Origin of the sequence: Variovorax paradoxus B4 (assembly GCF_000463015.1) — a bacterium.
Taxonomy (GTDB): domain Bacteria; phylum Pseudomonadota; class Gammaproteobacteria; order Burkholderiales; family Burkholderiaceae_C; genus Variovorax; species Variovorax paradoxus_E.
The window spans coordinates 705,840-731,524 of sequence record NC_022247.1; the positions used below are offsets into that span (position 1 = coordinate 705,840).

Annotated in this window: 25 protein-coding genes; 14 read left to right on the top strand and 11 right to left on the bottom strand. The window is 61.7% G+C overall.

Annotated features, from left to right (window positions below; all coding sequences use genetic code 11):
• Positions 1-10: 10 nt before the first annotated feature.
• Positions 11-460 carry a beta/gamma crystallin domain-containing protein gene (locus VAPA_RS03185; protein WP_021005329.1) on the bottom strand — a complete coding sequence of 150 codons (450 nt, stop codon included), beginning with the start codon at positions 458-460 and terminating at the stop codon, positions 11-13.
• 256 nt (positions 461-716) lie between these two features.
• Here VAPA_RS03185 and VAPA_RS03190 point away from each other — a divergent pair, with 256 nt between their 5' ends.
• Together VAPA_RS03190 and VAPA_RS03195 are read left to right on the top strand one after the other, a co-directional pair.
• The gene (locus VAPA_RS03190) at positions 717-1,079 is read left to right on the top strand and encodes a hypothetical protein (RefSeq protein ID WP_021005330.1); all 363 of its coding nucleotides are present in this window, start codon (positions 717-719) and stop codon (positions 1,077-1,079) included.
• A gap of 20 nt (positions 1,080-1,099) precedes the next feature.
• A complete protein-coding gene (locus tag VAPA_RS03195; protein ID WP_021005331.1) occupies positions 1,100-1,552 on the top strand; it encodes a hypothetical protein in 453 nt (150 codons plus the stop codon).
• Between the two features lie 29 nt (positions 1,553-1,581).
• On the opposite strand, the gene VAPA_RS03200 is transcribed toward VAPA_RS03195, so the two are convergent.
• Both VAPA_RS03200 and VAPA_RS03205 read right to left on the bottom strand, forming a co-directional pair.
• Positions 1,582-1,809, bottom strand: coding sequence for a hypothetical protein (locus tag VAPA_RS03200; RefSeq protein ID WP_021005332.1), 228 nt, complete (start codon positions 1,807-1,809; stop codon positions 1,582-1,584).
• 16 nt (positions 1,810-1,825) lie between these two features.
• On the bottom strand, positions 1,826-2,170 hold the full coding sequence (locus tag VAPA_RS03205; protein ID WP_021005333.1) for a hypothetical protein: 345 nt from the start codon (positions 2,168-2,170) through the stop codon (positions 1,826-1,828).
• Positions 2,171-2,366: 196 nt separating this feature from the next.
• Between VAPA_RS03205 and VAPA_RS03210 the strand changes: the two genes are divergently transcribed.
• The 3 genes from VAPA_RS03210 to VAPA_RS34380 all read left to right on the top strand — a co-directional run bounded on the left by VAPA_RS03210 (position 2,367) and on the right by VAPA_RS34380 (position 5,410).
• Positions 2,367-2,624 carry a hypothetical protein gene (locus tag VAPA_RS03210; protein WP_021005334.1) on the top strand — a complete coding sequence of 86 codons (258 nt, stop codon included), beginning with the start codon at positions 2,367-2,369 and terminating at the stop codon, positions 2,622-2,624.
• Between the two features lie 188 nt (positions 2,625-2,812).
• Positions 2,813-3,298, top strand: a complete 486-nt coding sequence (locus VAPA_RS03215) for a ferritin-like domain-containing protein (RefSeq protein WP_021005335.1) — start codon at positions 2,813-2,815, stop codon at positions 3,296-3,298.
• A 954-nt stretch (positions 3,299-4,252) separates the two neighbouring features.
• Positions 4,253-5,410 carry a TnsD family Tn7-like transposition protein gene (locus tag VAPA_RS34380; RefSeq protein ID WP_155248044.1) on the top strand — a complete coding sequence of 386 codons (1,158 nt, stop codon included), beginning with the start codon at positions 4,253-4,255 and terminating at the stop codon, positions 5,408-5,410.
• Between the two features lie 112 nt (positions 5,411-5,522).
• Here VAPA_RS34380 and VAPA_RS33725 read toward each other — a convergent pair whose 3' ends face one another.
• Genes VAPA_RS33725 through VAPA_RS03230 form a run of 4 tightly spaced genes read right to left on the bottom strand, consistent with a single transcriptional unit; the run spans position 5,523 to position 11,724 of the window.
• Positions 5,523-6,848: a TniQ family protein gene (locus VAPA_RS33725; protein WP_021005337.1), complete on the bottom strand. Its 1,326-nt coding sequence runs from the start codon at positions 6,846-6,848 to the stop codon at positions 5,523-5,525.
• Positions 6,849-6,854: 6 nt separating this feature from the next.
• The gene (locus VAPA_RS03220) at positions 6,855-8,390 is read right to left on the bottom strand and encodes an ATP-binding protein (RefSeq protein WP_021005338.1); all 1,536 of its coding nucleotides are present in this window, start codon (positions 8,388-8,390) and stop codon (positions 6,855-6,857) included.
• On the bottom strand, positions 8,387-10,753 hold the full coding sequence (locus VAPA_RS34805; RefSeq protein ID WP_021005339.1) for a hypothetical protein: 2,367 nt from the start codon (positions 10,751-10,753) through the stop codon (positions 8,387-8,389). The genes VAPA_RS03220 and VAPA_RS34805 overlap by 4 nt, the downstream gene beginning before the upstream one ends.
• Positions 10,750-11,724 (bottom strand): PDDEXK family nuclease, encoded by a 975-nt coding sequence (locus tag VAPA_RS03230; RefSeq protein ID WP_021005340.1) that lies wholly within the window; start codon positions 11,722-11,724, stop codon positions 10,750-10,752. The genes VAPA_RS34805 and VAPA_RS03230 overlap by 4 nt, the downstream gene beginning before the upstream one ends.
• A 1,504-nt stretch (positions 11,725-13,228) precedes the next feature.
• Between VAPA_RS03230 and VAPA_RS03235 the strand changes: the two genes are divergently transcribed.
• The 5 genes from VAPA_RS03235 (at position 13,229) to VAPA_RS03255 (ending at position 16,403) form a co-directional block, all read left to right on the top strand.
• Positions 13,229-13,633: a hypothetical protein gene (locus tag VAPA_RS03235; RefSeq protein ID WP_155248045.1), complete on the top strand. Its 405-nt coding sequence runs from the start codon at positions 13,229-13,231 to the stop codon at positions 13,631-13,633.
• Between the two features lie 17 nt (positions 13,634-13,650).
• A complete protein-coding gene (locus tag VAPA_RS03240) occupies positions 13,651-14,061 on the top strand; it encodes a hypothetical protein (RefSeq protein ID WP_021005342.1) in 411 nt (136 codons plus the stop codon).
• Positions 14,058-14,549: an HAD domain-containing protein gene (locus tag VAPA_RS03245; RefSeq protein ID WP_021005343.1), complete on the top strand. Its 492-nt coding sequence runs from the start codon at positions 14,058-14,060 to the stop codon at positions 14,547-14,549. Before VAPA_RS03240 ends, VAPA_RS03245 begins: the two co-directional genes overlap by 4 nt.
• Before the next feature lie 106 nt (positions 14,550-14,655).
• Positions 14,656-15,525 carry a metallophosphoesterase gene (locus tag VAPA_RS03250; protein ID WP_021005344.1) on the top strand — a complete coding sequence of 290 codons (870 nt, stop codon included), beginning with the start codon at positions 14,656-14,658 and terminating at the stop codon, positions 15,523-15,525.
• 47 nt (positions 15,526-15,572) lie between these two features.
• Positions 15,573-16,403 (top strand): metallophosphoesterase, encoded by an 831-nt coding sequence (locus VAPA_RS03255; protein ID WP_021005345.1) that lies wholly within the window; start codon positions 15,573-15,575, stop codon positions 16,401-16,403.
• A 649-nt stretch (positions 16,404-17,052) separates the two neighbouring features.
• Here VAPA_RS03255 and VAPA_RS03260 read toward each other — a convergent pair.
• From VAPA_RS03260 to VAPA_RS03275, 4 genes are all read right to left on the bottom strand, one after another.
• Positions 17,053-17,922 (bottom strand): IclR family transcriptional regulator, encoded by an 870-nt coding sequence (locus VAPA_RS03260; protein WP_021005346.1) that lies wholly within the window; start codon positions 17,920-17,922, stop codon positions 17,053-17,055.
• A gap of 175 nt (positions 17,923-18,097) precedes the next feature.
• Positions 18,098-19,102 carry a Bug family tripartite tricarboxylate transporter substrate binding protein gene (locus tag VAPA_RS03265; protein WP_021005347.1) on the bottom strand — a complete coding sequence of 335 codons (1,005 nt, stop codon included), beginning with the start codon at positions 19,100-19,102 and terminating at the stop codon, positions 18,098-18,100.
• A 7-nt stretch (positions 19,103-19,109) separates the two neighbouring features.
• Positions 19,110-20,318 (bottom strand): CaiB/BaiF CoA transferase family protein, encoded by a 1,209-nt coding sequence (locus VAPA_RS03270; protein ID WP_021005348.1) that lies wholly within the window; start codon positions 20,316-20,318, stop codon positions 19,110-19,112.
• Positions 20,318-21,094 (bottom strand): HTD2 family dehydratase, encoded by a 777-nt coding sequence (locus tag VAPA_RS03275; RefSeq protein WP_207917619.1) that lies wholly within the window; start codon positions 21,092-21,094, stop codon positions 20,318-20,320. The genes VAPA_RS03270 and VAPA_RS03275 overlap by 1 nt, the downstream gene beginning before the upstream one ends.
• 296 nt (positions 21,095-21,390) lie before the next feature.
• Between VAPA_RS03275 and VAPA_RS03280 the strand changes: the two genes are divergently transcribed.
• From VAPA_RS03280 to VAPA_RS03295, 4 genes are all read left to right on the top strand, one after another.
• Positions 21,391-21,912 carry a VOC family protein gene (locus tag VAPA_RS03280; protein WP_230558950.1) on the top strand — a complete coding sequence of 174 codons (522 nt, stop codon included), beginning with the start codon at positions 21,391-21,393 and terminating at the stop codon, positions 21,910-21,912.
• Between the two features lie 5 nt (positions 21,913-21,917).
• Positions 21,918-22,688, top strand: coding sequence for an SDR family NAD(P)-dependent oxidoreductase (locus VAPA_RS03285; RefSeq protein ID WP_021005351.1), 771 nt, complete (start codon positions 21,918-21,920; stop codon positions 22,686-22,688).
• Between the two features lie 86 nt (positions 22,689-22,774).
• On the top strand, positions 22,775-23,785 hold the full coding sequence (locus tag VAPA_RS03290; protein WP_021005352.1) for a TRAP transporter substrate-binding protein: 1,011 nt from the start codon (positions 22,775-22,777) through the stop codon (positions 23,783-23,785).
• Between the two features lie 16 nt (positions 23,786-23,801).
• Entirely contained in the window at positions 23,802-25,682 is a 1,881-nt protein-coding gene (locus VAPA_RS03295; RefSeq protein WP_021005353.1) for a TRAP transporter large permease, read from the top strand.
• Positions 25,683-25,685 lie beyond the last annotated feature (3 nt).

Sequence of the window (25,685 nt, forward strand, 5' to 3'; positions counted from 1 at the left end):
GTGGCGGTGTTCAGGCGCAGTCGAGCTTCATCGCCTCGATGCGGCCGCCGAAGCCGAGCTGGCGCATCAGGCCGCCCTCGCGGCTGTTCGCCGGGAAGTCGACCGTGCGGTCCCTGAACATCGCATGCTCGTACACCTTCAGCGTGGCGCGCGGGCCCACGCTGACGCTGTCGATGTCGCGCTTGAGCTGCCGTGCGGTGCCGCGGTCCATGCTCTGGACCTCGGCCGGTCCCACCAGCGTCAGCATGTCGCCCTGGAAGTTGCGGCCGGTATAGAACTGGGCCCAGCAGCCCGAGGCCAGCGCGGGGTCCTCGATGCGCACGGGCACGAGCAGGATCGTGGGATCGGGCTGGTTGGCCGCGGAGGCGGTGGGGCCGGCCGAGCGCGTGGGGCTGGCCATGTGGGAGCAGGCACCGAGCGCCACGGCGCCGGCAATCATGAGGTAGCGGAAATTCTTCATTGGATGGGATGGTTGCTGCGGTTGGGAAGCGAGCCGCTCAGGCTAGCGGCCACGGTTTCCCGCCGCGTAGGAGCAAAGCCCAAGCTCCCGTCTCCGCGCCGCGACAGCGGCGTTTGCCGCGCGCAACGCCGGGCGCGAAATCTCCGCGAATGGCTGCGGCCCGGATGCGCCCCTTTCCTACGCCGGCCGGTGCTGCGGATGTCCAGTCTGGCGATTCGCACCCATCCAATTCTTTTGTTCAACATCGAAGGAAGCCATGGCCACGAGCAGCATCCTGGGAGGCGAACGCCCGCCGGAGGAACCGAAGGGTACCGACGTCGACAGCCTGGGCCCCAGCGACACGAGCGACAGCGGAAGCGACGTGCGCACCTCGCGCGAACGCAGCGCCATTCCCGAAGACGCCGCGGAAGGCGCCATTCCCATTGCGCATGAAAGCAGCACCGATGCCGAGGGCACCGGCGAGCGTGCGTCGGCGGACGCTCCGCCGTCGGCGCCCGATGCGGACATCCTGCCGGACCGCACCGAGGACGCGGGCCCGGCCGCCGAGCTCGCCGGCACGGAAGAAGAAAACGACATCGACGACGAAGAAGCGGAGGACGCCGGCAACAAGCCCGCCTGAGGCGAGTTCGGTGCAACGCCATGCCCGGCCAACTTGACTGCGCGCTCCACGGGCTCCAGCAGCTTGCCTACGCCCGGATCACGCGCGAATTCCACCGCGCCTGGCAGGCGAGGGCGGCCTGTCCCGCGTCGTGCGAAGCCGCGATCGGCGGGTCGCACCGCCGGGTGCAGCGCTGCGAGCAGGTGCTCGCGCAGCTGCGCCTGCTGATCGACGATCCACAGCAGATCGCGAAAATCAAGATTGCGCGCGCGCTCTACCTGCGCCTGCTGCTGGAAAGCGCGCCCATGCGCCTGCAGTCGTGGAGCGACAGCGAGAGCTTCGACGACATGCCCAGGTCCCACCTGTTCGAATGGATTGCCTACGACTTCGAACAGCTCGAGCTGGCCGAGCTCGAGGGCTCCATGACGCCCGAGGAAGCCGCGTCGTATGCGCAGGCGCTCGACGCGCGCGCCAGCAGCCTGCGCGAGGAGTGAGCGCGGGGGCGGGGCCGTCTGTCAGTCTGTCAGCCCCGGCCCAGCACGATCGCGCCGTCCTGGATGTAGCGGTCGAATTCGAGCTTGGGAATGGCCGCGGTCAGCGACTGGCCCTGGTCGGTCCAGGTGAGCACGACGCTGTCGTCGGCCATCAAGACCTGGCAGTTCCCCTTCGGAATCTTCAGCTGCGGGCCGTCGCCGGCGCGAAAGGCCACATCGCCAGCGATGCGGGCGTCGATCTGCGTGGTGGAAGTCATGGTTTTATCTGCCTTGCTATTGCGGCGCGGGGCGCGCATGGCGGTGGCTGCCGTCGCTGCGCTGCTCCTTGGAAGGATCGGCATCGCGCGTGGGTGCGAGGCCACCGGGCGAGCCGGCCGAGGGCGGGCGCGAGGTCTGCGTGCGCGGGCTGGCCGGGCCCTTGTCGGCGCCGAGCTGGCGCTGGTCGGTCGCGCCGCCGGGCTGGTCCGCGGGGCGCGTGGCCGGCGGTTTTTCCGCATCGCTCACCGGCGGAGCGCGCGTGCCCTTGGGCGTGCCGGTGGGCTGGGCCGCCGCCGCCGCCGCGGCCAGGGCGGCGGCCGCGAGGCCGTAGTGGAAGAAGCGCAATGGTTGGCTGTGCATGGAGGAATCCTCGAAAAGAAGCTGCGAGCCTCCTTTCTCGCGCAGCCTCGCCGCGTGCTTGTAGGCAGGGACAGCATTCCCGCGCCGGTGGCGGGCCTGCGCGCGATTCGCTTGCGCCGCAGACGCGCTGCCTTCCTACGCACGCGTCCGGCACTGCGGCGCACGGTGGAATTTTCTGGCAAAGGAGGAATCCAGCGTGACTCGAAGACGATCCACCGAACCAGCGAATGCGCCGGCCTACGGCCAGCCCGTGCCCGCCGAGCGCAGCATGAAGCGCGAGGCCAGGACGCCGGCGGAAAACGGCGAGCCCGTGGGGCCCAACAACGGCCCGGCCATCACCGAGAAAAGAAAGCCGCCCACCCCCGGCGATGCCGCGGTAGGCGAAAGCGGCAACCACGGCAGTTCGCCGGGCAGCCAGCCCGGCCGCGCCGAAAAGGCATTCCGCGAGGAATGAGCCGGTGAATGCATCGGGGGCGCCGCGCCCCGAAAAACGCCTACAGCGGACGTCAGGCGAAGCCGACACCGGTCCTCGCTTGCTCGAACACCATTTCTTCATGGAACCAGCCCACGCAGTGCAGCAGCTTGGCGCTGGCATTTCTCAACCCGCCTCCATTCCGACGAGGCCTACGAAGGAGTCATGACATGGCCAACTACACGAACACCGCGGACACCGCCACCACCGAGGACGTGGTCGAGGTGCTGAACGATCTTCTGGAGAACTCGCGCGACGGCGAATACGGCTTCCGCGCCTGTGCCGAGGAGGTCGATTCGCCGCAGCTCAAGCAGGTCTTCCAGAGCCGCTCGGCCGAATGCGCCAAGGCCGCGGGAGAAGTGGTCCAGCTTATCCAGCGTTTCGGCGGCTCGCCCGACAAGGGCGGCACGGCGACCGGTGCCATGCACCGCGGCTGGGTGCACGTGAAGGGCACGGTGGGCGCCAACAGCGCGCTCTCCATGCTCGAAGAATGCGAGCGCGGTGAAGACGCCGCGGTGGCGCGCTACCGCAAGGCGCTGAAGGAGGACCTGCCGGCCGACGTGCGCGCGGTGATCCAGCAGCAGTCCGAAGGCGCCAAGCGCAACCACGACCAGATCAAGCGGCTGCGCGACGAGATGCGCGGCAAGAGCAAGTAAGTCATAAAGGGCAAAGGGGCTGCGCTGCCCGGCAGGGCCGCACGGGGCAAAATGGACAGCGTCCTGCAACTCCGTCGGCCTTGTCCTTGACCCCCATTCACTGCGACCTCACCCTGGTACGACCAAATAGAGTTCAAAACAGCTCTGGATCGTTTTCCCTCGAGAGCAGCCTTCTCTCACTTGCAGCTTGGTGCTGTAAAGTTCAGAAATTGCGGTGAATCCGTGGATGTTCGCCGCAAGCATGGAGAAATAGAGTGCAAAACAGCCCAGCCGGCTGTTGTTCCGCAGCTGACCGAGGGGGTGGCACTCGCCTCATTGCTCGCATTTCATCGGCGTACCTCAGCGTCGACAAACAGCCGGACAAGGCACGACTTCTACGGTGATCGAGAACGGGCGCCGGATCCGCCCAACCTGCTAGGTGCAGGGCACGAGGACATCGCTAGACGCATCTTTGGGGGGAAAATTTCGGGCCAGGATGTGCTGATGCGCCACACATTGTTCGGTTTTTACAGTCGCTTGCTGACAGAAGACGCGAACAAGAAATGGGCGGAAGACCTAGCCAACTGCCGCAGGGTGCCGATTGCGGCCTACCTCGACACCAAGAGCGGTCCTCTCTCGTCTCTGGGAGCTTCTGGTGCACTGAGAAAATGCTACGCCTGCATCGACTCGGATCTTGTCCAAGGGGAAATCCCCGGGTGGAGAGTCCTGCACCAACTTCCATTTCTGAGCCACTGCGTCGAACACTCGCAGCACCTAGTGTCAATCTGCCCGTCTTGCTCACACGCATTCGAACGAGGTGCCGACTTCCGACTGCCGATCGACCCGTGTAGGCATTGCGGGTACGCCCAGTACCCTGTGAGAACGCCCGAACTGTGCCGGGGGCAACTGTTGTTGGGGCGACTGTGCTCAAGAGTATTCAGCGGCTTGGTCCCGGATCTGGAACCTTCCCGATGGGTGGACTGGGTTAACGCGACGAATGCCGAGTTTGTAAATGCAGAGATCGCCGTGGCGAGCGTAGAGGGTCATCTCATCGAGCTTTGGGACGTGAGTTCGATAGCGGAGTTATCTTCAGTCTTGGGCTACACCTTGCCGGGGGATTTCGTCGGCCAGGAGTTGGGGCTCGCGATGAGTTCTCGGATATGGCTATCTCGTTTGCTGGTTTTCAGCGCGGCCTGTTCGTTGATGAACAAGAACCCGACCTCAGGAAATGCCGCATCCGAAGAATTGTCAGAAGTTAATGGTCGCTTTGAACTTCTTGCTCGACTTGCGGCGGCCAGTGCCATTCCACAAGGAGTGATAGATCGCCTAATCGCTGGTGACGCCGTCTCGGCAGTGGTTGGTGCGCGAATGGTCACGATTGGAAGACTCCGGCGCTTTCTCAGGTCACTCCCCCGCGAGATATCCAGCCTTCTGCAAAAGACCGGCAAGAATGGTCGGCAACAGAGACGGGCTGACAGTCCTTTGAAGGAAACAAAGCATGACGAACTGCTCGCTGTCAGTCGTCAGGCCCTGCTAGATGCCAAAGCCGTCAATGCGAATCTGACAAGAACCGAGGCAGCCAAGCTGTTCCCGAGCCGATACAGATGGTTGACTCGACACGACTCGGAATGGCTCGCCGCGGAACTTCCGTCGCTGCTCCCGTCAAGCGGAGGAGTGCAGGGATGGTTTTCCTATTTCGACAATGAAAAGGAACGCCGGCAGGCGTATCAAAACGTCGTCTTGGAGTTCCTGCGGCACAAGCCCGGAGCGGGAAGATCCGAAGTCTACAAGGAGCAACGCCGAGCCATGACGTGGCTACTCCAAAATGAACGGGCCTGGTGCGACCTGCATGTTCCCTTCCAAGCCAAATCCCAGTCGAGGTTCGAATGGTATCGGGGAGCTGAGCCGCTGGTACTTCCCGAGCCGGTTCTCAAGAGCCGATACCGGGACGACGATGAACGCACCGCGTTATCGAAGACAGCGGTTCTCCGGATGCGTGCCTTGAACCCTCATCTGCTGCGGTCAGAGTTGGTCCGAGCGTGCTCCAGCTCAATCAATTGGCTTCGGCATAGAGATCCTGAGTGGCTCGAAGAGCACCTGCCACCCACAGTCAGGGATCCAAAGAGAAAATAAAACTACCTCACGGCCTCGGTCGTCGTCTCGCTTCTGCAATGCATTCGCAACTCGAAGAAGTGGCCGAGGAAGATATCTCATGGCAATGGACGCGCGGCTGCACGCGGCCGTTTCATACGTGGCTTGTTGGGTTAAACAGCACCAACTGGCGTTCCGACCGAGAAGGGACCTGCGTCAGAATTTTTCGCAACTGATCTGGCGCGTGCTCTCGCAGCCATCGCATCTCCGCACCGCAGTTGCGCTCCACCTCCTGCCGCGAATGGTGTGGGTGCAATGCTATTTCCGCTCGAAGAGCCTGCACTGCCATACTCAGCTTCTCCTCTTTCAGACGCGCCCGCCAAGAACGACGAAGGTTGGGGTCGGCCTCCAACCATCTCACCACGTCGGTCCGTGAGGCCCGCAGCATGCTCATCACTTCGCCGTAGCTGCCGGCTTGTGCAAAAGCGTCCACCACATAAGGCGGTGTTCCCACCGAGGGCAACGCGGCCTCGAAAAGCGCGATCTGTCCGGCTTCGTCTAGGCGACGTCCATTCACCGCATCTCGGAAGGATTGTGCGGCCGCGGGTGCGTCTGGCCAGCTAAGTGCACTCCACAACACGACCCACCGGACAGCGTGTGTGTTCTTGTGCCTCCATAGCTGGCCCGCAATCCACTCGCCATCCGCCAACGAAGCGACCCAGTTCGGCCCCCGGCTCAATCGTTCGGATGTTCGCGTTGACCTGAACCAACTGGCCAAGCGCGAATGCCGGACGCTGCGTGTCGATGCATGCATGATTCCCAGTTGACGCAAGCGTGCCTGCGTCGCAAGCCTCAGCGTGTGCATGTCTATGTCGGCCACGCCGCGAAGCGCTTCCCCGATCGATGTGAGCAGCAGGTCAGCTTCCCGAGGCTCTGGATGCCCCGGAGCGCAACTCTCTTCTGGGATCAGCCATCGCTTGTTTCGCCCTTGAATCACACTCAGAGCCGAACCGTGGATGCTGCAGGTCCATGTGGTGGGAAACTGATGCGACACATGCCAATAAGGGCGGCCGACTTCAGCGAAGTCCGCGCGAACGCATTGCCCGCAAAACTTCAGGGGATGCTCCGGTCGAAGTGTGCGAGACGATCCGTCAAGCATTCGACGCACATGCTGCGCGGCGCCGTCGGCCAGTGTCGCAGCGACAGCGCGCTTGGACGCATTGCTGACGAACGGTAAGTAGTACCCGGCAATTGTGTGATGACGGGCTATCTCGAGAGAGGCAGGTAGCCCTCGCTCTGGCCCAAGGGGGAGACGGTTGATACCCGCCGGAAAATCGTGTTGCCGGGCCCCATGCCGCACGCCCAGCAAGGCGAGCGAAGTCTCCTCGCAATTCACGCCGCCATTCATGACGTGCACGGCCGCGCAGAAACTGTACAAAGTCTCGTCGGGCTCCAGGGCTGGGAGAAAGCCGAGCTTCACGGGGACTCACTTGTCGCTGGAGGACGTGGGCTTCGGTCTTTTTGGCTGAGGTGCCGATGTCGCCTGATCATCCTTCGTTTTCAGGGCAGCCTCGATCAGGTCAGCGCTGAAACCCAGCATGGCCACCTCTTCTTCGGACAGATTCGCCATGGATTTCAAGCGGGCCGCCGTGCTGTTGTGCTGCCGAGTGAGACTTGCTTTGTGAGCTCGAAGCAAACGCTGGACTGCGGCGTGGGTGGAGGCGTCACGCACCAATGGAACTTGCGGAGCCTGCCTGCCAGCCGGTGTCGCGGCGCTTTCGGTGCCTGCCTTGTCCTGAGTTTCCGGTATGTCCAGATATGCGGTTTTAGAGGGGCTATCACTTTCCTTCCCTGTTGCGGCCAGTGCGATGTCTTTGAGATCGCGAAAGGTGGCTGAATCGGCGCCTGCATGGATGTCCTCCAGGGCCAATTCAGCCGAACTCAGAGCGCTGCTCCTGCGCAGTGCCGCCCTTTGGCTCGCCGCATCCAGCGCGACATACAAGCCTGGGATGCCTCCCGTGAGATCGAATTCCACCTTGTCTCGCACGCTTTTTTCCATAGCATCGCTCTCAAGCAGCGAGAAGCACCGCATGCGGGGAACAAAGTCATCCTTCCACCAAGGCGAGTCCGCGCTGGAGGCAGGAATGAGTTCGTGGATTCCACCGATGGAAAATCGTCGCTGCACCTGGGAAAAGCCTTCCAGGTTGACGAAAGCCAGCGGGCTTCCAACCATCACCACGGAAATGCCGAGGTTCATCAGCATCAAATAGAAGAGGATGAACTCGATTCCCCACGGGCTGTCATCAAAGTTCTGCTTTTGTTTTTCGTCGATCACCAAGAGCGCAACGCGATGATTCGAAAGCGTTCGGGCCACTGTGGCCAGGAGACTGTCGATGTTCTCCTTCTTATGATGTTGGACGTAGTAATCGCTGCCCAAAGCCACGTCGATTGCAGACAGAATGAGCTTCAGCAATCCCCCGCGAGACCCGTTCGATGCATGATTGACGTAGACCCAAATCAATTGGTCCAGCTTCGTCCATTTACACTCCTCTGATGGGCCATGCCGAATCACTTGTTCCGGTGCAATGATCTCCAGCACGCGCGCGACGATTCGGGACTTGCCCATGCCCGTCATGCCCTTGATGATCGCGCCTGCTGCATCGAGGCTTGCCACGCGACGCATCTCTTTCAACGAAGTGCTCAGTAGCACCGTGTTTCTGCGCCGCCGCTCGTTGGGGTCTAACGGATTGGTCAACACCAAGGATCTCCGCAGCAGATCCTGCAACCCCGACGCAATGTCCAAGATGGTTCGGATCGGTACGAAGTGCTTGGCCGAGAAACTGAGCAGCGCCTCGCGTGCCCCCGGGCGCAGCGGTCGCCAATCGTGGCCATCGAGCGGATAGTTCCGCAGGTTGTTTGCCCATTGGTCGTACGGAACGAAGGGCGGAAGTGCCTCGATGAATGGGTTGGGGCCGAGAAGCAATTCGGGGCGTTCGTGGAGTGCGGAGGTTGCGATGGTCATTGGAACTCCTCCTCGTTTGCCATCTCCATCGCTCGAGAAGCCGCGGATTTTTCCTGGCGATCGCTTACGGGTTCGCTTTGGGGTTGGCCATCCGGTTCTGCGCCCTCCGGCGCGAACCCCGCAGTGTCCGCAGATTTCTCCGCGTTGCGCAACCGCTTCATCTCTTCCGCGAGATTGCCACGCAGTCCGTCGCGGAAGGATTTCTTGCTGGGCTTGGCGTCGAGTGCGTCCATTTCCTTGGCCAATTCGCCCTTGGCTTGGTGGGTCGTAGATTGCCGGCGCAATGCCTTGTCGGCGGCAAACTGTTCGTCTGTCCCGGCGGCAAGATCGACGTCCAACTGCAGTTCCTCTTGTATCGATACCCAGTCCGCAAGCGTCACGCGTCGCCATTCGGAGTCTCTGACAGCGCAGTTGAGCTTGATCATCCCCGACTTGGTTGGAAGCCATGCCACGGTCAGATCCGCTTCATCCAGCTTGATCAGCACATGAAGAACCTCCTTTCGTCGGCGAACCTCCGAGAGAAGATTCGTCGCCATCAGGGCGGGGCTTGTGAAGCGCATCCGCGGGAGGATCTGTTCCCGTCCGTGGACTTTAGCGGTGAGGTAGACGCCGTTCTTTCTGATGATCGCCTTGTGGTCAGGAAGCATGAACGCGCGGAGTTCGTCAACGTCGCATGAGATCTCGGCGCTCAAGCGGGTGCGCAGCCAGTTAAAAATGTTGAGTCGCGTCGGTCGGATCTCCGGGTTCTCTCTGAGCATCGCAAGAGGCTGGAAGTCCGGAACCTCCTGGTTGTTGTATTCCAGAATGTGCCAAATCAGCTCTCGCATGTACTCGTAATAGTTCCACAACGCGCGCTGCGCCGCGTGCTCCTCGCCCCGCTTCGTGTGTGTGCCTCCGGCGGTATTGCCGGGCGCCTTCTCGTCGAGCATCTTGTGGTCGGTGTGATGTTGACTTTCGATGTCTCCCTTCAGGTCTCCGCGCATCGTGGGCGGATAGTTGAGCCCGAAGCCGAACTGGGTGGAGGCGGCGTCGATCGCGTGGCCCTTCATTTCGCCGTGGTCGGCGGTGTAGGTGCGATGCAGAATCGCGGGCCATTCATCTTCCGTGATGATGATTCCGAACCTGCGGCAGAACTCCACCTTGGAACTGGCGGCGTGCAGGATGGTTTTCATGGCAGTGTTCGGGGAGGGAGGCTCCCAACTGCAATTCAACCCAACGATCAAGGTACTTCCGACATCTTTGATCAGGCTTCGGGTCATTGCCGGAAGTTTCTTCAGGCGACTGATGAACGACGTGAGAAAAACGTCGGTCGAAGTCGCATCGAAGACCCCGCGCTGGCCGACAACCGCCGCGACGTCCTGAACGGAGCCGCCGCGGGCATCGAAACGTTGACTGAACTTGCGCACGCCGAGGAGAATTTCCGTGACGGTACGGTCGTCATTCAGGATTTTTCCCCACCGGATGAACTGACCGAAGGTGGGCCGCTCCCACTTGGGCAGCATGCTGACCTTCTTCGACCCGTCCGGTTGGATCTCATGCTCGGCCCAGTACGTGCTGCAAGCCATGAGGTACGCGTCGCGACGGCTGACGTCGTGCTTGATCAGGCGATAGAAGAACGCCAGCTTCTGCTTGTCGCTGTTCAGGTCCTCGTGCGCGTCCTTGCCGCCACCTTTGTCAAGCGCATACCCACGAGACTTGATTCGGCCTGCATTGAACAGGCGGGTTCCTCGGCCTAGCTTTGCCTGCTGTGCCTTGGGATGGCCGGGGTTTCCGCACCGGCCAAAACCGGATTCGAGTGCGCTGGCCTTGCTGCCCAAGGCCCAATACCTGTTGAGCCAGCAGTACAAGGTCGCTGGCGACCTGCCGCACGCCTTCGCCCGCTTTCTGATCTGCTTGGGAAGCGAAGTGTCTCTCAGCATTTCCAGCGCTGAACGAAGTGGTGTTCCCTCGCCGGCCGGCTGCAGTAGCGGACGCAGGACTTCATAGCGTTTGTCACGACGTTTGAAATCCTTCTCCAGGCTCTTCAGTGCCCGTCCCCCGCAGTAGCTTCGTCGCTGATCGTCTGTGAGCGAGGTGGTTGTCAGGTTGAGTTTGTAGATCAACTTCCCGTTCAAGGCGTCAACGAGATCGGAAAGCGGAGCGCAACGTGGGCTGCCCACGTAGTACTCCATTTGATTGGGATCGCTCTTTGACTTGCGGGGAAAATCGATCAGCCACACCTTGTTTTCTTGCGGAAGAAGTCCAATGATGCGGGTCGGGCCGGTCAAGTCGGCCAAGCCAGTCAAACTGGTCGGTTCAATGCTTTCGAGCAGGTTGTCCAAGACCGCGCCGAGCTTGATATCAGGAGGAAGGTCCAAGTTCATCGAGCGGCCCCCACCCAGGAAGCAAAAAGCTCGCGACGCAGTTTGCGCCCACCGGGGATCAGCGGATGCCAGGTCTCCAGCGGCTGGGACACGTCGTGATCCAGGTCCTGGAACCAGATAGCCGCAGCAAGCGCCTGCTTGCATGCTTCGAAATCCAGCACCAATCGTGTCGCGAGTTCGGTGACGACTGCATGGACGGGGCGCTCGTAGGCTCGCCGCATGCACGCGTTGACCACCGTCTGATACAGATGCGACTGACGCAAAGCCACCATCGCATCTTGTGTCAATAGTGGATGCAGAACGTCCAAGCTTCGAAGGAGCTCGGGCGATAGCCGTTCGGAATGTGTCAGGCAGTAGCGAATGGACGACTCCTCGCAGTACCTGTGTATCAGCGCAAGACGCTGCTTCAGCCGGCTGAAGTCGCCGTCTTGGCGCATGAGTTCTTCTGGCTTGCAGTCGTGCGCCGTGAGGTAGTAATTGCCGTCGGCGTGTTGCCAAGTTGCCAGGATGTCGATCGTGGCGACGTAAGGCACATCGGTGCCAACATACAGGCCGTGCTCGACACCAAGGTCGTTGGCAATGTCCATGAGTCCTCGAACCCGAATCAACTCGGTCCCAGGAAGACCGCAGATCGCGTGGTTGTGAGCCCAGGGCCATGCCGGATACTGGTCCCGCGTGTCAATGGCGCCCAACCACTTCAGAAGCAACAGCATCGATCGTTCTCCGTTCGCGCGATAGTGGTGCTTATGCCCCGTGCCTGGCGAAGGCAAATGGCCGATGAACGAACTGGGCGAGTAGTCCTTCTTGGTCACCCGGAGCCAAGGCTTGTAGTCGTGCAGGTGACCTTGGCCAAATCCTTCCCGTATCAGCTGCACCAGTTTTTTCCACGTCATGAGTCCGGATTGCGGCGCAGGGCGTCGGCGCGGAATGACGAATTCCGCCGCCCGGAAGCCAGCGATGCGCGAACTCATGCCGACCTCCGGTAACCCGGGGCGTGCGAATTTCTGCCAGGCCCCCAACGATCGGCGCCGGAGGCGATTCCGCGTTCGATCATGAGAGCCGTCGATGCATGCAGGTTCGCGACTTCACAACCTGCGGCCAGCCAACGGCATCGGTCCGCTCGACCGGCGCGTGGCCGCAAGCGCGTCGTCAAGGTCGTTGGACGCGGTGGCGGCGTAACTGGGGAGAAGCCGTCCCGCGAGCAACGCCGATATGGGCATCGAATTGGGAAAGGCGGAAATGGGCGTGAAACGCCCGAATTTATGAAGTTCAACATTTTCTCTCCGGGCGCCCGTCGTGAATTGACGGGCGTGGCTATCCTTGACGCCACCTAAGCCCAGAGAGATACTGTCGTCAGGGTCCCTTGAAAAACCTTAGACATCTCCGGGTGTCGGCGGGCGCCGGCTTATCGAAAGAGGGTCGGCGTTTTGCTTTTCTGGGTGCAGTTCTCCTCAGGTTGCGGCTTTGCTCGCAAGCCCAGCGAGATACGTTGCCAAATCCGCGGTCGAAACGAATGCTTTCCGACGTCCTGGCGGCCTTATTAACCTCAGCGGAAGGCGTTTGCGCTGGATGGCTCGGTTGAACGAGTCCAGCGTGGGGAAACTCAATGTTTTCCAAGCATCATCGGCTGAGACCAATGGTCCAAACCTTGCAAAGAGAAGCTCGAATGTGCGCTGCTCGACAGTGGCCTCTGCCTGAGCGCGTTGCGCTATCGGAGTCCCGGACTGGGACGGACTAGCAATAGCTGAAGATGGCAGTGTGCTCACGGATGCATTCTGGTCGCGAAGTCGCGTAAAAGTCAACGATATTAGGTCGTAAGTCGTTGTCACCATTGAGTTATTTGCTCCGTGCAGTACTACTTCACGGAGGAATTAAAGTCCGCATGAAAATTAAAAAAAATCATGTGTGCGAAATAGTCTCCTCTACAAGAAGAGCGACGATGTCATTTGATCGGAGGGTGGCAGCATTTCCACCTAGCGCAGAAGAAGAGTGGGGAATCGTCATGGACCAGTTGCGTGCAGGCAGTGTCAGAAGCTAAGATGGCTCGTCATAGATCACTTTTGACTTTACGAATCCCCATGTTCAAGCTCTCGCCCACAACCGCCAAACGCGTCAGCATCGACGCAGGTGTGGCTATGCACGTGGTGATTCGCTCGGGATGTCCTGATCAGTCGGCGAGCCGAATAGCAGTGGTGCCATCGCCTCTTCTCGCCCGCGTTCCCCAGTCTTAAGGAGCTGACAGTTTTGGCTCCATCTAGGAGCCCAGAATGTTCAGCCGAACCAGTTTCCTCCTCCTCTCTCCCTTGGGCGCGATGCCCAAATTGATGTTCCTTGGCAACTTGGCCGTAGTCAGGAAATCAAGGGCTCAATCTCACGCAGATCGTCGACCTATGAGACACCACTGTCTCTACGGGCGCGAGCTCGTGAAAATTAGGCACGGAGGACCGGCCTCATTTCAGATGGATGGATAACACCATGACGACCACCACCGCTATCCAGGGTGCCGAACTCGTCGCTTTCCTGCAGGACAGCTCGGATGGCCAGACGAAGTCAATCCTCATCGAGGCCGAACGACCGACCGTGAGTGCGCCCGCGCGCCCTGGAAAGCACCCAGTCTCGTCTCCTCGGCGCATGCTGCCTCCGCCCGCGGCGACATTGCTCAAGCGGCGTGCCAAGAAGGTCAGCGATACCGCGCCAGTGGCCATGGGGGAGATCGAGCAAGCCTTGAAACGCCTCGGTCTTGACGGCTTGGCTCGTCGTAATGATCTCAGTGGCTCCTTTGTGGTGGAGGCCACCGCCGAGCAGATTCGGGAGTTGGCGGCAACGCCCGGGGTTCAGGCTATCCGGCCGAATCGGTGGCATCGCAATATTGCTTCATAGTGAGTGGAGGAAAAGCCATGGACCAGACTCCAACTCAACGACCGCCGCACGATTCGGGAAGCCAAGACACCGCAGCCCGACAGTTTTGCGATGTGGTGGACGGGTGCCAGATTCTGTCGCCGGCGAAATTCATCAAGATAATGGGCTTGGCGCTCGACTCCTTCGCCAACAACGCACATGTCCATCGAAGCACGGTCATCCACGCGCCTGTGACGGAGAGCATCCAGTCGTATATCCGTACGAGCCTGCAAGTGCTGGCAGCCGTGGCTGCGGTCTCGGATGGGGACCTGCATGACGCCATCTTCCAGTATAGAAACGAGCCGCTCGCGCCGTTCAACTACAAGACAGCTGAGTCGCTGGTGGCCGAAGGGCGCGCCGCCGATGTGCTCAATCTGCTGGAGTCATTTCGCGAGGGGTTTGTTGGATGACTTCCCCCCGCATTTGCCGCACTGGCGGCTTCAGCAATCTGCTGTTCCTGGATGTCGATGGCGTTCTCCATCGTGTCGGCGCGGACTATTCGTTCAGCAGCCGGTTCTTCAGTCATCTGCCGCTTCTGGAGGAACTCCTACGAGAGTTCAAGTCTGTCGACGTCATCATCTCGTCGGATTGGCGGCGCGCCGAAAGCATCGAGCAACTGCAGCGGTATTTCAGCGCCGATATACAGCATCGGATCATCGGAGCGACGCCGCAGATCGGCCCCAATGTGGCCGTCCACCACCGGCGCCAGTTGGAGATCGAGGCCTGGCTCGATGGGAACGGTCGCAGTGACGCAGAGTGGGTCGCACTTGACGATTGGCCACTGAGCTTTGAAGCGGGCTTCGAACGGGTCGTGCTCACAGATCCCCAGCGGGCGTTCGATCAAGACAGCTTCCAGGAACTGCGCTCGCACTTCCTGCGGTTCGCTGCTGGCCGCTGAGTGCAGTTCGAGCTTCATCGCTACTTCGCGAGGCACATGAATGAAACCTCTTGTCCCGTCAGACCTCCACGCACAGTCCGAGCATCAACGGTCGACAGCAACGCTGATGTTCTTCGGCGATCCGCACGGCAACTTCGAGCCGGTGATCGCCGCAGTCGAGCGGTTTCGGCCCGAGGCGATCGTGCTGCTGGGCGATCTCCAGGCGCAGCAGCCTCTGCACGTCGAACTGGCGCCGATCCTCGACCGCACCAAGGTTTATTTCATCCACGGGAATCACGACACGGACTCGGATCTGGACTACGACAACCTGTTTGGTTCGGAACTCGCGGATCGTAACCTCCATGGGCGCATCGTCGAGATCGCCGGGTACAAGATCGCGGGCCTGGGCGGCCTCTTCCGCAGCAAGATCTGGGATCCGCGGCGGCCGGTCGAGGAGGCCGCGTTCTTCTCGGCAGATGCGCTGCGCCGGTCCATGCGCCCTGAGGAGCGGTGGAGGGATGGCATCGCCCGTCGGCACCGATCCACGATCTTTCCGGAGGACTACCAGCGGCTGCTGCGGAGCCCGCCCGCCGACATCCTGGTGACGCACGAGGCGGCGGCTGCACATCCGCACGGCTGGCAGGCGATCGACGAACTCGCCGAGACGCTCGGTGTCCAACTGGTGATCCATGGCCACCACCATCGGGACATTAATTATGTGGCTGAGGGTCTGATGACCGCTGCGGCGCCATTCCGCGCGTTCGGAGTTGACATGGGCTCGCACTTGGCGTGGCCGCGGGATGAGACCGGGTTGGGAAGTGCTCCACAAGACTTGCTGGATCTCGCCACCCAGGTGTTCGGTGCAGCGGCCCTAGCTTGGCTGGACAAGCCACACGAATGGCTCGATGGCCAAACGCCAACAGCTTTCGCAGCCGCGGGTGGTTCGGACAAAGTGCGCTCGATTCTCAACGCAATTCAACACGGCGGTGTCGTCTGAGGCGCGCGAGGCGCCGCAACGATAAGACACACTCCACTGCCGCAAACATGAAGCTGCTCATCCTGTCCGACCTGCATGCCGAGTTCGAGACCTTCGAGGTGCCGAAGGGCCTGGACTACGACGTGGCCATCCTGGCGGGCGACATCGTGGCACCCGGACGCGTGGCCGCGTGCTGGCTGCGTAACCCGGCACGGTTCGGCGACAAGCCGATCGTGCAGATCGCCGGCAATCACGAGTACTACGAATCCGTGATGGACCAGGAGCAGGTCGACATGCGGCGCCAAGCCAACGAGCACGGTACTCATTTCCTCGATTGCGACGACGTCGTGATCGCCGGTGTGCGCTTCCTCGGTTGCACGCTGTGGACGGACTTCCGCCTGCGAATCGACAGCCCAGGGTTTGCCGGGCAGCCAGTGCGCCTTCTGTCCGACCGCTTTCGCTCGATGACGGAATGCTCACGCGTCCTGGCCGACTACTCGGCCATCCGCATCGACGATCCATTGACTTCGAATTCCCGGGGCACGCGGCGTCTGGTACCGATGGACACCTTGCGGATCCATCGGCGGCACCGTGCCTGGCTGCGCCGAAAGCTTGCCGAGCCGTTCGACGGGTCCACGGTGGTGGTGACGCACCATGCGCCGCATCGCAATTCACTCGCGCCGCGCTTCGCTGAGGATTGGGCTTCCGGTGGCTTCGTCAGCGAAATGCCGTCCGAATTCTTCAACGTGCCCGTGCTGTGGGTGCACGGGCACACGCACGACAGCTTCGACTACCAAGTGGGCGCATGCCGGGTGGTGTGCAATCCGCGTGGCTACCTGAACTGGCATGGGGAGTTCGAGAACAAGAACTTCAATCCTGGCTGGGTGGTCGACCTGTGAGCGACGCCGCTTTTCCTGTCAAGGGCGAGTTCCTGGTCGCCACGATCCGGGGGCCGAGCTCGTCGCTTTCCTGCACGAAAGCCAGGGCGACCAGACACGGTCGATCATCATCGAGTCCGCACGGCCGCCGGTCAGTGCCCCTTCGCCTCCTGGAGGGAAAGCGATCACATCTCCCGGGGAGATGCTGCCTCCGCCCGCGGCGGCATTGCGCAAACGGCGTGTCCCCAAGCCCTGGGTGGATTGGGGTTGGTGCAGTTACCGATCTATCAGGTTGCCGGCCACCTTTAAGGGCGGACGGCTTCAGGCAGTCCTTGAAGGGTGCGACGCGACCCGGGGTGATATTTGGCTCGTATGGCCTCCGGGCCGCTCCGATATTCCACGAGTACGGGTGTTCTCGGAGTTCGTCCAGACCCTGCTGAGCCGGTGCCCCGAAAACCTTTCTCGCTCAACTCAGGAGCCGGGGTCGCGATCTTTTACCGAATAAGGGCTTTGATGCGCGCGGTTCAGCGGCCCAGAAACGACTGTAAGTCGTTCGTGAGTCTCACGTGGGTTCGCCCAATGGGCTGCCTCTGGTCTGGTTCGTTCGCGAAGGTGCTGTCGTGAGTGCGTTCCTCAGCATGGATTCGGCTGAATCGAGGAGCACGCTGGGTCAGTGTTCGCCGGGCCGCTTCGTCCGCTTGAGGATGCTTTCTTTTTCCGTGGCCTTCAGGCCGGCCGACGAAACCATCCCTCCTATCCGTGCTGACAAGGTGCGAGCGGCGATGCCTAGCGCCTGGGTGACCTCTGGAATCGACTTTCGCTGTACCTGATCGATCCGCTCGGCGTACGGCACGGTGAGTGCGGCGATTGCTTGCCCCTGCGTGTCGAGAATCGGGAAGCTGATGGCGTAGAGGCCGCGGACCTGCACGCTCGGAATCGACTCAAAGCCAGTGGCGCGGATCGAATCGAGGATGGTGCCTATCTGCTGGTTTGCTTGCTCCGGTCGCCGCTGGAGCGATTCCTCGATGCGCAGCTTGCGCGTCTCCTCATCTTGGAACGCCAGCAGGACGCGGCCAGATGCGGAGATCAGTACGTCGAGTTCCGCCCCGGCACGGACGGCAAAACCCATGCCACTGGGGGTATCGATCTTGCACAAAACCACCTGCTTGCCCTGACCGTAGATCGTGAGGTGACAAGACTGATCGAGTTCGCCCGCCAGTCTTTGCATGATCGGTGTGGCTTCGAAGAGAAGCCGGTGCGTCGGCGGATTGATGTGAGCGAGCTCGAACAGTTTGGTCGTGATTCCATAGCAGGTCTCGTCGACGAGCGTCACGTAGTTGCGGTTGACCAGGCAGGCGACCATCCGGTAGATCTCGCCGAGGCTGCGACCCAGGCGCTGCGCGATATCTTTTTGCGAGAGGGGTTGCTCGCTTCGGCACAGGGCCTCGAGGATGTCGAGCCCCTTTTCCAGGGCTGGAGCCGAGTAAGACCGGCTCTCGGCTTCGGCCACCGTAGTCACTTCATTCGCATCGTCTTTCATCTCGTACCTCCGTCCGTTGCCCAGGGCAACATCGGCATGATTCGGCTGGGGTTCATTTCTTTATTGTGCGTCAGCGTCCAAGAAGGCCGGCACGGCATGCTGCGGTCATTCTTGCCGGGGAGCCTGGTGCAGTCGAGCAAGCACGTTGGGGTGAAGACGTCGATCGCCTCGGGCTTCACTCGACCTTCGCCCCGGATTGCTTGACGATCCCGGCCCATTTCGAAAGCTCCGCCTTTGCGAACGCGGCGAACTCTTTGGGCGTGTTGCCGATCGGCTCGGCCCCCAGGCTGGCGAACTGCTCGCGCACCTCTGGCAGCCGAACAATGGCTGCGATTTCCCTCGACAGGTGTTCAACGACTGGGGTCGGCGTGGCCGACGGCGCCCACATCCCGTACCAGGTACTGATGCTGAAACCGGGGTATCCGCTCTCGGCGACCGTCGGCACATCCGGCAATGCCGAGGACCGCCGAGGCGTCGTCACCGCCAACGGGCGGATCGCGCCTGACTTGATGAACGGCATGCTCGAGGGAAGCGAGTCGAACATCAACTGGACCTGCCCACCCACCAGGTCCGTCAATGCGGGCGCGCTGCCCTTATACGGAACGTGCAGCATGTCGATGCCGGCTGCGATCTTGAAGGCTTCGCCGGAGAGGTGCTGGGACGTCGCATTGCCCGCCGAAGCAAAGGCGAGGGGCGTTCTGGAGGATTTGGCCAGCGCGACCAGTTCCTTCACCGACCGCGCCGGGACCTTTGGATGCACGCCGAGCACCAGCGGCACATCGGCGAGATTGCTGATGGCTGCGAAATCGGCGAGTGCGTCGTAGCGCGGCTTCGCGTACAGGCTCGGGTTGATGACATGAATCGAGGCGTTTGCCAGCAGGGTGTAGCCGTCCGGAACTGCCTTTGCGACCGCATCGGCCCCGATCATCCCACTCGCGCCGGGCTTGTTGTCAATGATGACAGGCTGCCCCAGCCTCCCGGCCAGGCGCGTCGCGACGATGCGGGCGAGCACGTCGGTGGGCCCGCCTGGAGGGAACGGGACGACCAGGCGGATCGGCCGCGACGGGTAGTCCTGCGAATGCACACCGAACGGCAGTGCGACGAGGCCGGCGGCTGCCGATTTGAGCAGTTGCCGACGGTCCAGGCAGCGGCTGGGGCGGGCGAAGTGGTTTGCGTCCATCGTGCGATTAGGTGGAGGACGCGGCCTGTGCCGCGCCGGCGGATAGCAGCGCCTCTATGGCATCGTCTTCGTAGCCGATCTCGCGCAGCAATTCGCAGGTGTTCGCGCCGCGGGGCTGCGCTGGCGAGCGTCGAGGTGGATAGGCGCCCTCGAAGCGGATCGACGACCGGATCGCCGCCGTTCGGCCTTCAGTCGGATGTTGCTCGAAACCGATCAATCCGACGGCCTCAAGGTGAGGATCATGAGGCAGCGTCTCAAGGGTGTGGCAGGGTTGCACGGCGATATCCGCAGCGCGCAAGACATCGAGCCACTCGGCCGTCGTCCGGCTCGTCAATGGTGCGCCGCGGACTTCGAACCATTCAGCGACATGGCGTGCGCGCGCCGCCACGTTCGTGAACCTCGGGTCGTCCAGCAACTGCTGCCGGTCGGTGGCCTTGAGGAACGCGCGGACCTGCGGGTTGGTATTGATGGTGAACGAGATCCACCCATCCGCGGTCTTCACCGGCTTGTTGTGCGGACTCAGCAGTCGCAGGTCGCCGGGTGGGCCCACGGGCGGGTCGAAGCTGTGCTGTGCAAGATGCTCTTGGAGAACAAAGGTGGCCATGGTTTCGAACATCGGCACCTCGATGCTGCAGCCCGAACCGCTGGCCCTTCGCTCCACGATGGCGGCAAGGATCGCACCCGCCGCGATCTCGCCGGCCACGTGATCGCAGATCAGCATCGGAACGTAAGCCGGCTCTCCGTCGCGCGCAAGCATCAGACCCGCCATCCCCGTCGCGGCCTGCACGACACTGTCGTACGTGGGCCGGCCCGCGTACGGACCATCGGTGCCGTAGCCGGTGATCAGGCAGTAGACCTTGTCGGGATGCTTGGCGCGCACGGTCGCCGCGTCGAGGCCCAATCGCTCGAGTGCTTGGGGGCGCATATTGGCGACGATGACGTCGGCCGACGCAATGAGCCTTTCGATGACTTGCCCGGCGCCTTCCTTCTTCAGGTCGAGGCAGATGTTGCGCTTGCCGCGGTTGAAGTGCAGGTAGGCACCTGAGTGCTGGCCCGTCGGCGACAGCCCCCCCAGTCCGCGCATCAGATCGCCTTCGGGGCTCTCGATCTTCACGATCTCGGCGCCATACTGACCCAGTCGCCAGGTGCAAACAGGGCCGACCACGACGCTGGTCAGGTCCAGGACGCGTACGCCCTTTAGGGGTTCGAAGTTCATTAAATGTCTACCTCCATATCGACTGCGTGGGTGTTGAGGTCGTCGAAGGCCTTCAGGTGCCATGCGCTGCCGTCTCGATCGGCTGCCAGGGTCACCGTCCGCCCACAGTACAAAGGGGCCAGGTGGCGAACTCGGATTGCTGAAGGAACGACGAGGAGATCCTTGCGGAGAAACTCGGTCAGCAGGAGCGTGGCAAGGCCGCCGTTGACCACAAGATCGGGGAAGCCCTCCACATCCCGGGCATGCGCCCGATCGATATGAATCTTGTGGGAGTTGAAGCCGAGGGCGGAGTACTGGAAGAGCAGGGTTTCATCGGCCACGGCGGTTGTGATTCGCTCGGCCGACACAGGCGGCAGCCTGTCGACCTTGCCGGGCGACAGCTTCGAGGCCGGCAACAAGAGGTAGGTCTGGGTTTCGCTGACGGCAGGATTCGCGTGGCCATCGAGATTCAGCTCGTGACCAATGGTCACGATGGCCATGGACCCAGATGTCGTCTCCTTCTGTCGGAGACTTCTCACCGAACTTGTTCTCTTCAAGCTCGCGCCGATCGGGATGTCGCTATGAAAGGCGACCGTGCGTGCCCCCAGCATCAATCGCGGGAGGCCGAGGTCAGGCATCGGGACGCCGAGTCCGGGGAAGCCATCGACACGCAGGGCAGACCTTCTTGTGTCCGCCCCGAGCAGGATGAAGTGCCAACCCCGTGGTAGCGGGGCGCCTTCACGGAAGTCATCCGGATCGAGATCCAGCATCGCAGCCACGCGACGTACCGTGGCCACGTTGCAGCACTCTTCGCGTGTGATTGCATCTCCAAGTTCAGTCAAGGTTGTCCCCGTTTTTCACGCCTACAGATGACGACGTTGCCGATGCGTGATTTCGACGTGCAACGATTCGTATATGCAATTAACTATGCACCTGTGAAGTGTAGTCGTCGACAAGCCAGGGAGAAATGGGTGCGATCTCGACTTAGGTGTTTTCACCTATGCATGATTGACTTCACCCATGAATTTAAATATCGTTGCGCCGTGCTTCGACTGTCGGGCACGAACGACCGTTTCGCTAAGGCGCGAACTGCGTGAACACCGTGACATTTGCGGCGACGTTCCAAGTGACTGCCAAGACACCGCCGCGCGTGGCGCATCCCTTCGACTTCTCAAAAGGACCACACATGAACTTCAAGTTCCATCACATGAATCTGTGCACTGACAGCCTGCCCAGGCTCACCAAGTTCTATCAAACGCTGTTCGACCTCGGAACGATCAAGGATGAAGAACACACGGTCGTCAGCGGCCAATCCCCGAGCCGCCCCTACACCGGCAAGGTCGACTTTCTGAGCGACGGCGCGATCGAGTTTCACTGGGCAGAGCGCGACCTCGATACAGGCTTCAAGATGAAGCAGTTCGTCAATCCGATGGCTCATGGTCACTTCTGCTTCCGGACCGACGACATCAAGGGCTTCATGCGCAGGTGCGACGAACTGGGGATCCGCTATTCGGACTACGGCACTTGGGCGATCCCGGGTTGGTACCAGGTCTTCCTGCAGGACCCGGACGGCAATGTCATCGAGGTGCACCAGCCGGGCGTGTTCGGCAAGTGAACTCCATGCTGCTGAAAGACAAAGTCTGCATCGTGGCTGGCGCCGCGTCGACATGCGGTATCGGCTACGCAACCGCGGAACTGTTTGTTGAACATGGAGCGAAAGTTGTCATCGTCGACGTGGCGATTGACGAACGCTCAGGTGCGGCTCTCGAGGCGTCGATCCGCCAAGCGACACGCTCCGATGCCGAAGTGCTCGCCGTTCGATGTGACATAGCGAACGCCGCAGACTGCGACCAAATGGTCAGCGCGGCGATCAAGCGCTTTGGAACCGTCGATTGCCTCGTCAACAGCGCCGGAATCGTCAGGGCGAAGCCCCTCGTGGAGATCAGCGAGCAGGAGTATGACCTCGTGGTCGACGTGAACCTCAAGGGCGCATTCAACCTTTGCAAGAGCGTGCTTAACTTCTTCTTGCAAAAACAGAATGGGGTGATCGTCAATGTCGCGTCAGCGGCTGCGCAGCGAGGAGGTGGTCTCGTGGGCGGCGCGCACTATGCAGCAGCCAAGGGTGGCGTGATCAGCCTTACCCGAACCATCGCACGCGAATATGGGGCGCAAGGCATTCGCGCCAATGTGATCTGCCCCGCGATGATCGAGACGACCATGTTGGACGGCCTCTCGGACGAGAGGCTGCTGGGCATCATCGATGGCATTCCGCTGCGACGTACCGGGACGACCAGAGAGGCGGCCGGCGTCTGCCTTTTCCTGGCCTCCGATCTCTCTGCCTACGTCACGGGGGCCACGCTGGACGTCAATGGCGGAAGCCATATCCACTAGGGGCGAGAAGCCCACCGTTTCCACCATGCGCGCGAGCCGCGCTTCTCAACCCATCGGCCGCAAATGGCCAGACTAGGAGACAAAAAATGATGCAACGTCGTACTGCCCTCAAGACGCTGGCCAGCGCTGCCGTCGCGACCTCAATGCCAGGCTTGGCGTTCGCGCAAGGCAACAAGATCTCGATGAAGCTGGGCATCTCGCTCGCGCAATCGCATCCCACCGTCGTGGGCTTGCAAGCCGCCTGCGCGGAGATCCTGAAGGAGTCCAATGGCCAGTTGGCCATCGAGGTGTTCCCTAACAGCCAACTCGGCAGCGACACGGACATGATCTCTCAGGTTCGCTCGGGTGCCATCGAGATGATGGCGACGGCAAGCGGTGTCTTCGCGACTCTGATTCCCAGTGCAGCAGTAGCCGTGACGCCGTTCGTGTTCCCCGACCTGGAGTCCGCTTTCCGCGCCATGGACGGTGACCTGGGCGCCCACATCCGCGCCGGCTTCACGAAAGTCAACCTGGTGCCGCTGGGCAAGGCATGGGATCACGGGTTCCGTCATGTCACGATGAGCACCAAGCCCGTCAAGACGGTGCAGGACCTGCAGGGCGTGAAGCTCCGCGTACCTGCGACGCCGGTGCTCCAGCAGACTTTCAAGGCGCTCGGGGCGTCTCCCACGACCATCGGCATCGGCGAGGCCTATACGGCGCTGCAAACCAAGGTCGTGGACGGCCAGGAGAATGGGCTCGCCATCATCGAGGCCCAGCGCTTCTATGAAGTCCAGAAGTACTGCTCGCTCACAGGACATGCGTGGGAGTGCTTCTGGATCGCTGCCAACCCGCGTACCTGGAGCGTGGTGCCCGAGAACCTGCGTCAGATTGCTGCCCGCGCCTTCGAAGCGCACGCCGTGAAGACGCGCGCCGCCATGGCCAGCCTCAATACCTCGCTCCAGGAAAGCCTGAGCAAGCGCGGATTGGTGTTCAACAATGTCGATCCCAAACCGTTCCGCGAAGCGCTGCAGAAGGCCGGGGCTTACAAGGAATGGAAGAGCAAGTTCGGCGATGAAACCTGGGCCTTGCTCGAGAAGTACGCAGGCAAGCTGGCCTGAGCAGGAAGGAAGAGACATGACTCACGCAAGCCAAGCAGGCGCCATGCCTATGCTGGAGGACGGGATGTTTCCCGCAGAGGGCGAGAGCCGACCGAAATCCGGCTGGATCATCCCACTCGAGGTCGTCGCCGCCCTCCTGATCGCAGGCATCGTTCTGCTCCTGTTCGGCGGAGTCGTGTCCCGGTACGTCTTCTCCCAGCCCATCGACTGGATCGACGAGACCGTGTCGATGGCATTCATCTGGGTCGGGATGATCGGTGCGGCCATCGCGATGCACAGAAACGAGCATCTCCGATTGGCGACATTCGTGGACAGGCTGTCGCCGAGAACCCGTGAATTCGTGAATGCAGTCGCGCTTGTGTGCGTTGCCGCGTTCCTGATCGCGCTTATTCCGCCTGCGATCGAGCACGCGAAGCAGGAATGGGTGATCGAGATGCAGACCCTGCACATCCCGAACACCTTCCGCGTCGGCGCCATCGCGGTCGGCGCCCTGCTCATGCTCGCCGTGGTCCTGCTGCACGTGGCTCGCACGGTTCCCAAGGCCCAGTTGGCAGGGGCCGCTGTCATGGTCGGCGGCGCCGCCCTAGCGTTCTACCTTTTGTCGCCGTTCATCGCCCAGTTCAAGGTGGGAAGCCTGGTCCTGTTCCTGGTCGGCGTCGTGGCACTGCTGCTGGCCGCAGGGACACCGATCGCCTTCTGTTTCGGGATTGGCGTCATGGGGTACCTCGCGTTCGGGACCGCGGTCCCGATCGGTGTAATCGTCGGCCGGATGGACGAAGGCATGTCAAATCTCGTTCTCGTCTCGGTTCCCGTTTTCGTGCTGCTGGGGTGCATCCTGGACGCGACTGGCATGGGGAAGGCCATCATCGACATCCTCGCGGCCCTCATCGGACACATCAAGGCGGGCATGTCCTATGTGCTGCTGGGGTCGCTCTTCATCGTGTCCGGCATCTCGGGCTCTAAGGTCTCCGACATGGCGACAGTCGCTCCGGCGCTGTTCCCCGAAATGACGCGGCGCGGGAACAAGCGACCCGAGATGGTGGCGCTTCTGGGAACGGGGGCGGCAATGGCGGACACCGTGCCGCCGAGCATCGTGCTGATCGTTCTCGGGTCGGTGGCCGGCGTATCCATCGCCGGTCTGTTCCAGAGCGGGTTCGTGATTGCGATGGTGCTGCTGCTGACGCTAGTGGCCGTTGCGCGCTGGAAGGCCAGGAAAGAGCAGACCGATGGCACGAAGCGACCGGCGTGGAACAAGATCGGACGCCTGGCACTGATCGCCGCTCCGGCGCTTGCACTTCCCTTCCTGATTCGCAGCGCAGTGGGCGAGGGCGTGGCGACGGCAACCGAGGTGTCCACCATCGCCGTGATCTACGCGCTGATCGTCGGACATGTGCTCTATGGTGGCCTTCGTTTCGGAAGGCTCTACGGAATGCTGGTCGAAACGGCCGCGTTGAGCGGAGCGATTCTGATGATCCTGGGCACAGCGTCAGCGATGGCGTGGGGCATTACCCAAAGCGGCGTGGTGCAGGTGATGTCGCAGTTCCTGACGACGATGCCCGGCGGTGCGTTCGCCTTCATGGCCGCCTCCATCGTGATCTTCGTGGTGCTCGGATGTCTGCTGGAAGGGCTGCCAGCGGTCCTGCTGCTTGCGCCGATCATGTTTCCCATCGCGAAAAAGCTCGGGATCCACGACATCCAATACGCCATGGTCATCGTCTCCTCGATGAACATCGGCCTGATGTTGCCGCCCGTCGGCGTGGGCTTCTACGTGGCCTGCCGGATCGGGGAAGGCCGGCCGGAGGAGGTCATGCGGGCCATCTGGCCCTACATGGCGGCCCTGCTCGTCGGCGTGATCGTGATCGCGACCGTCCCGGCGCTTTCGACCATTGCCCTGTAGCGC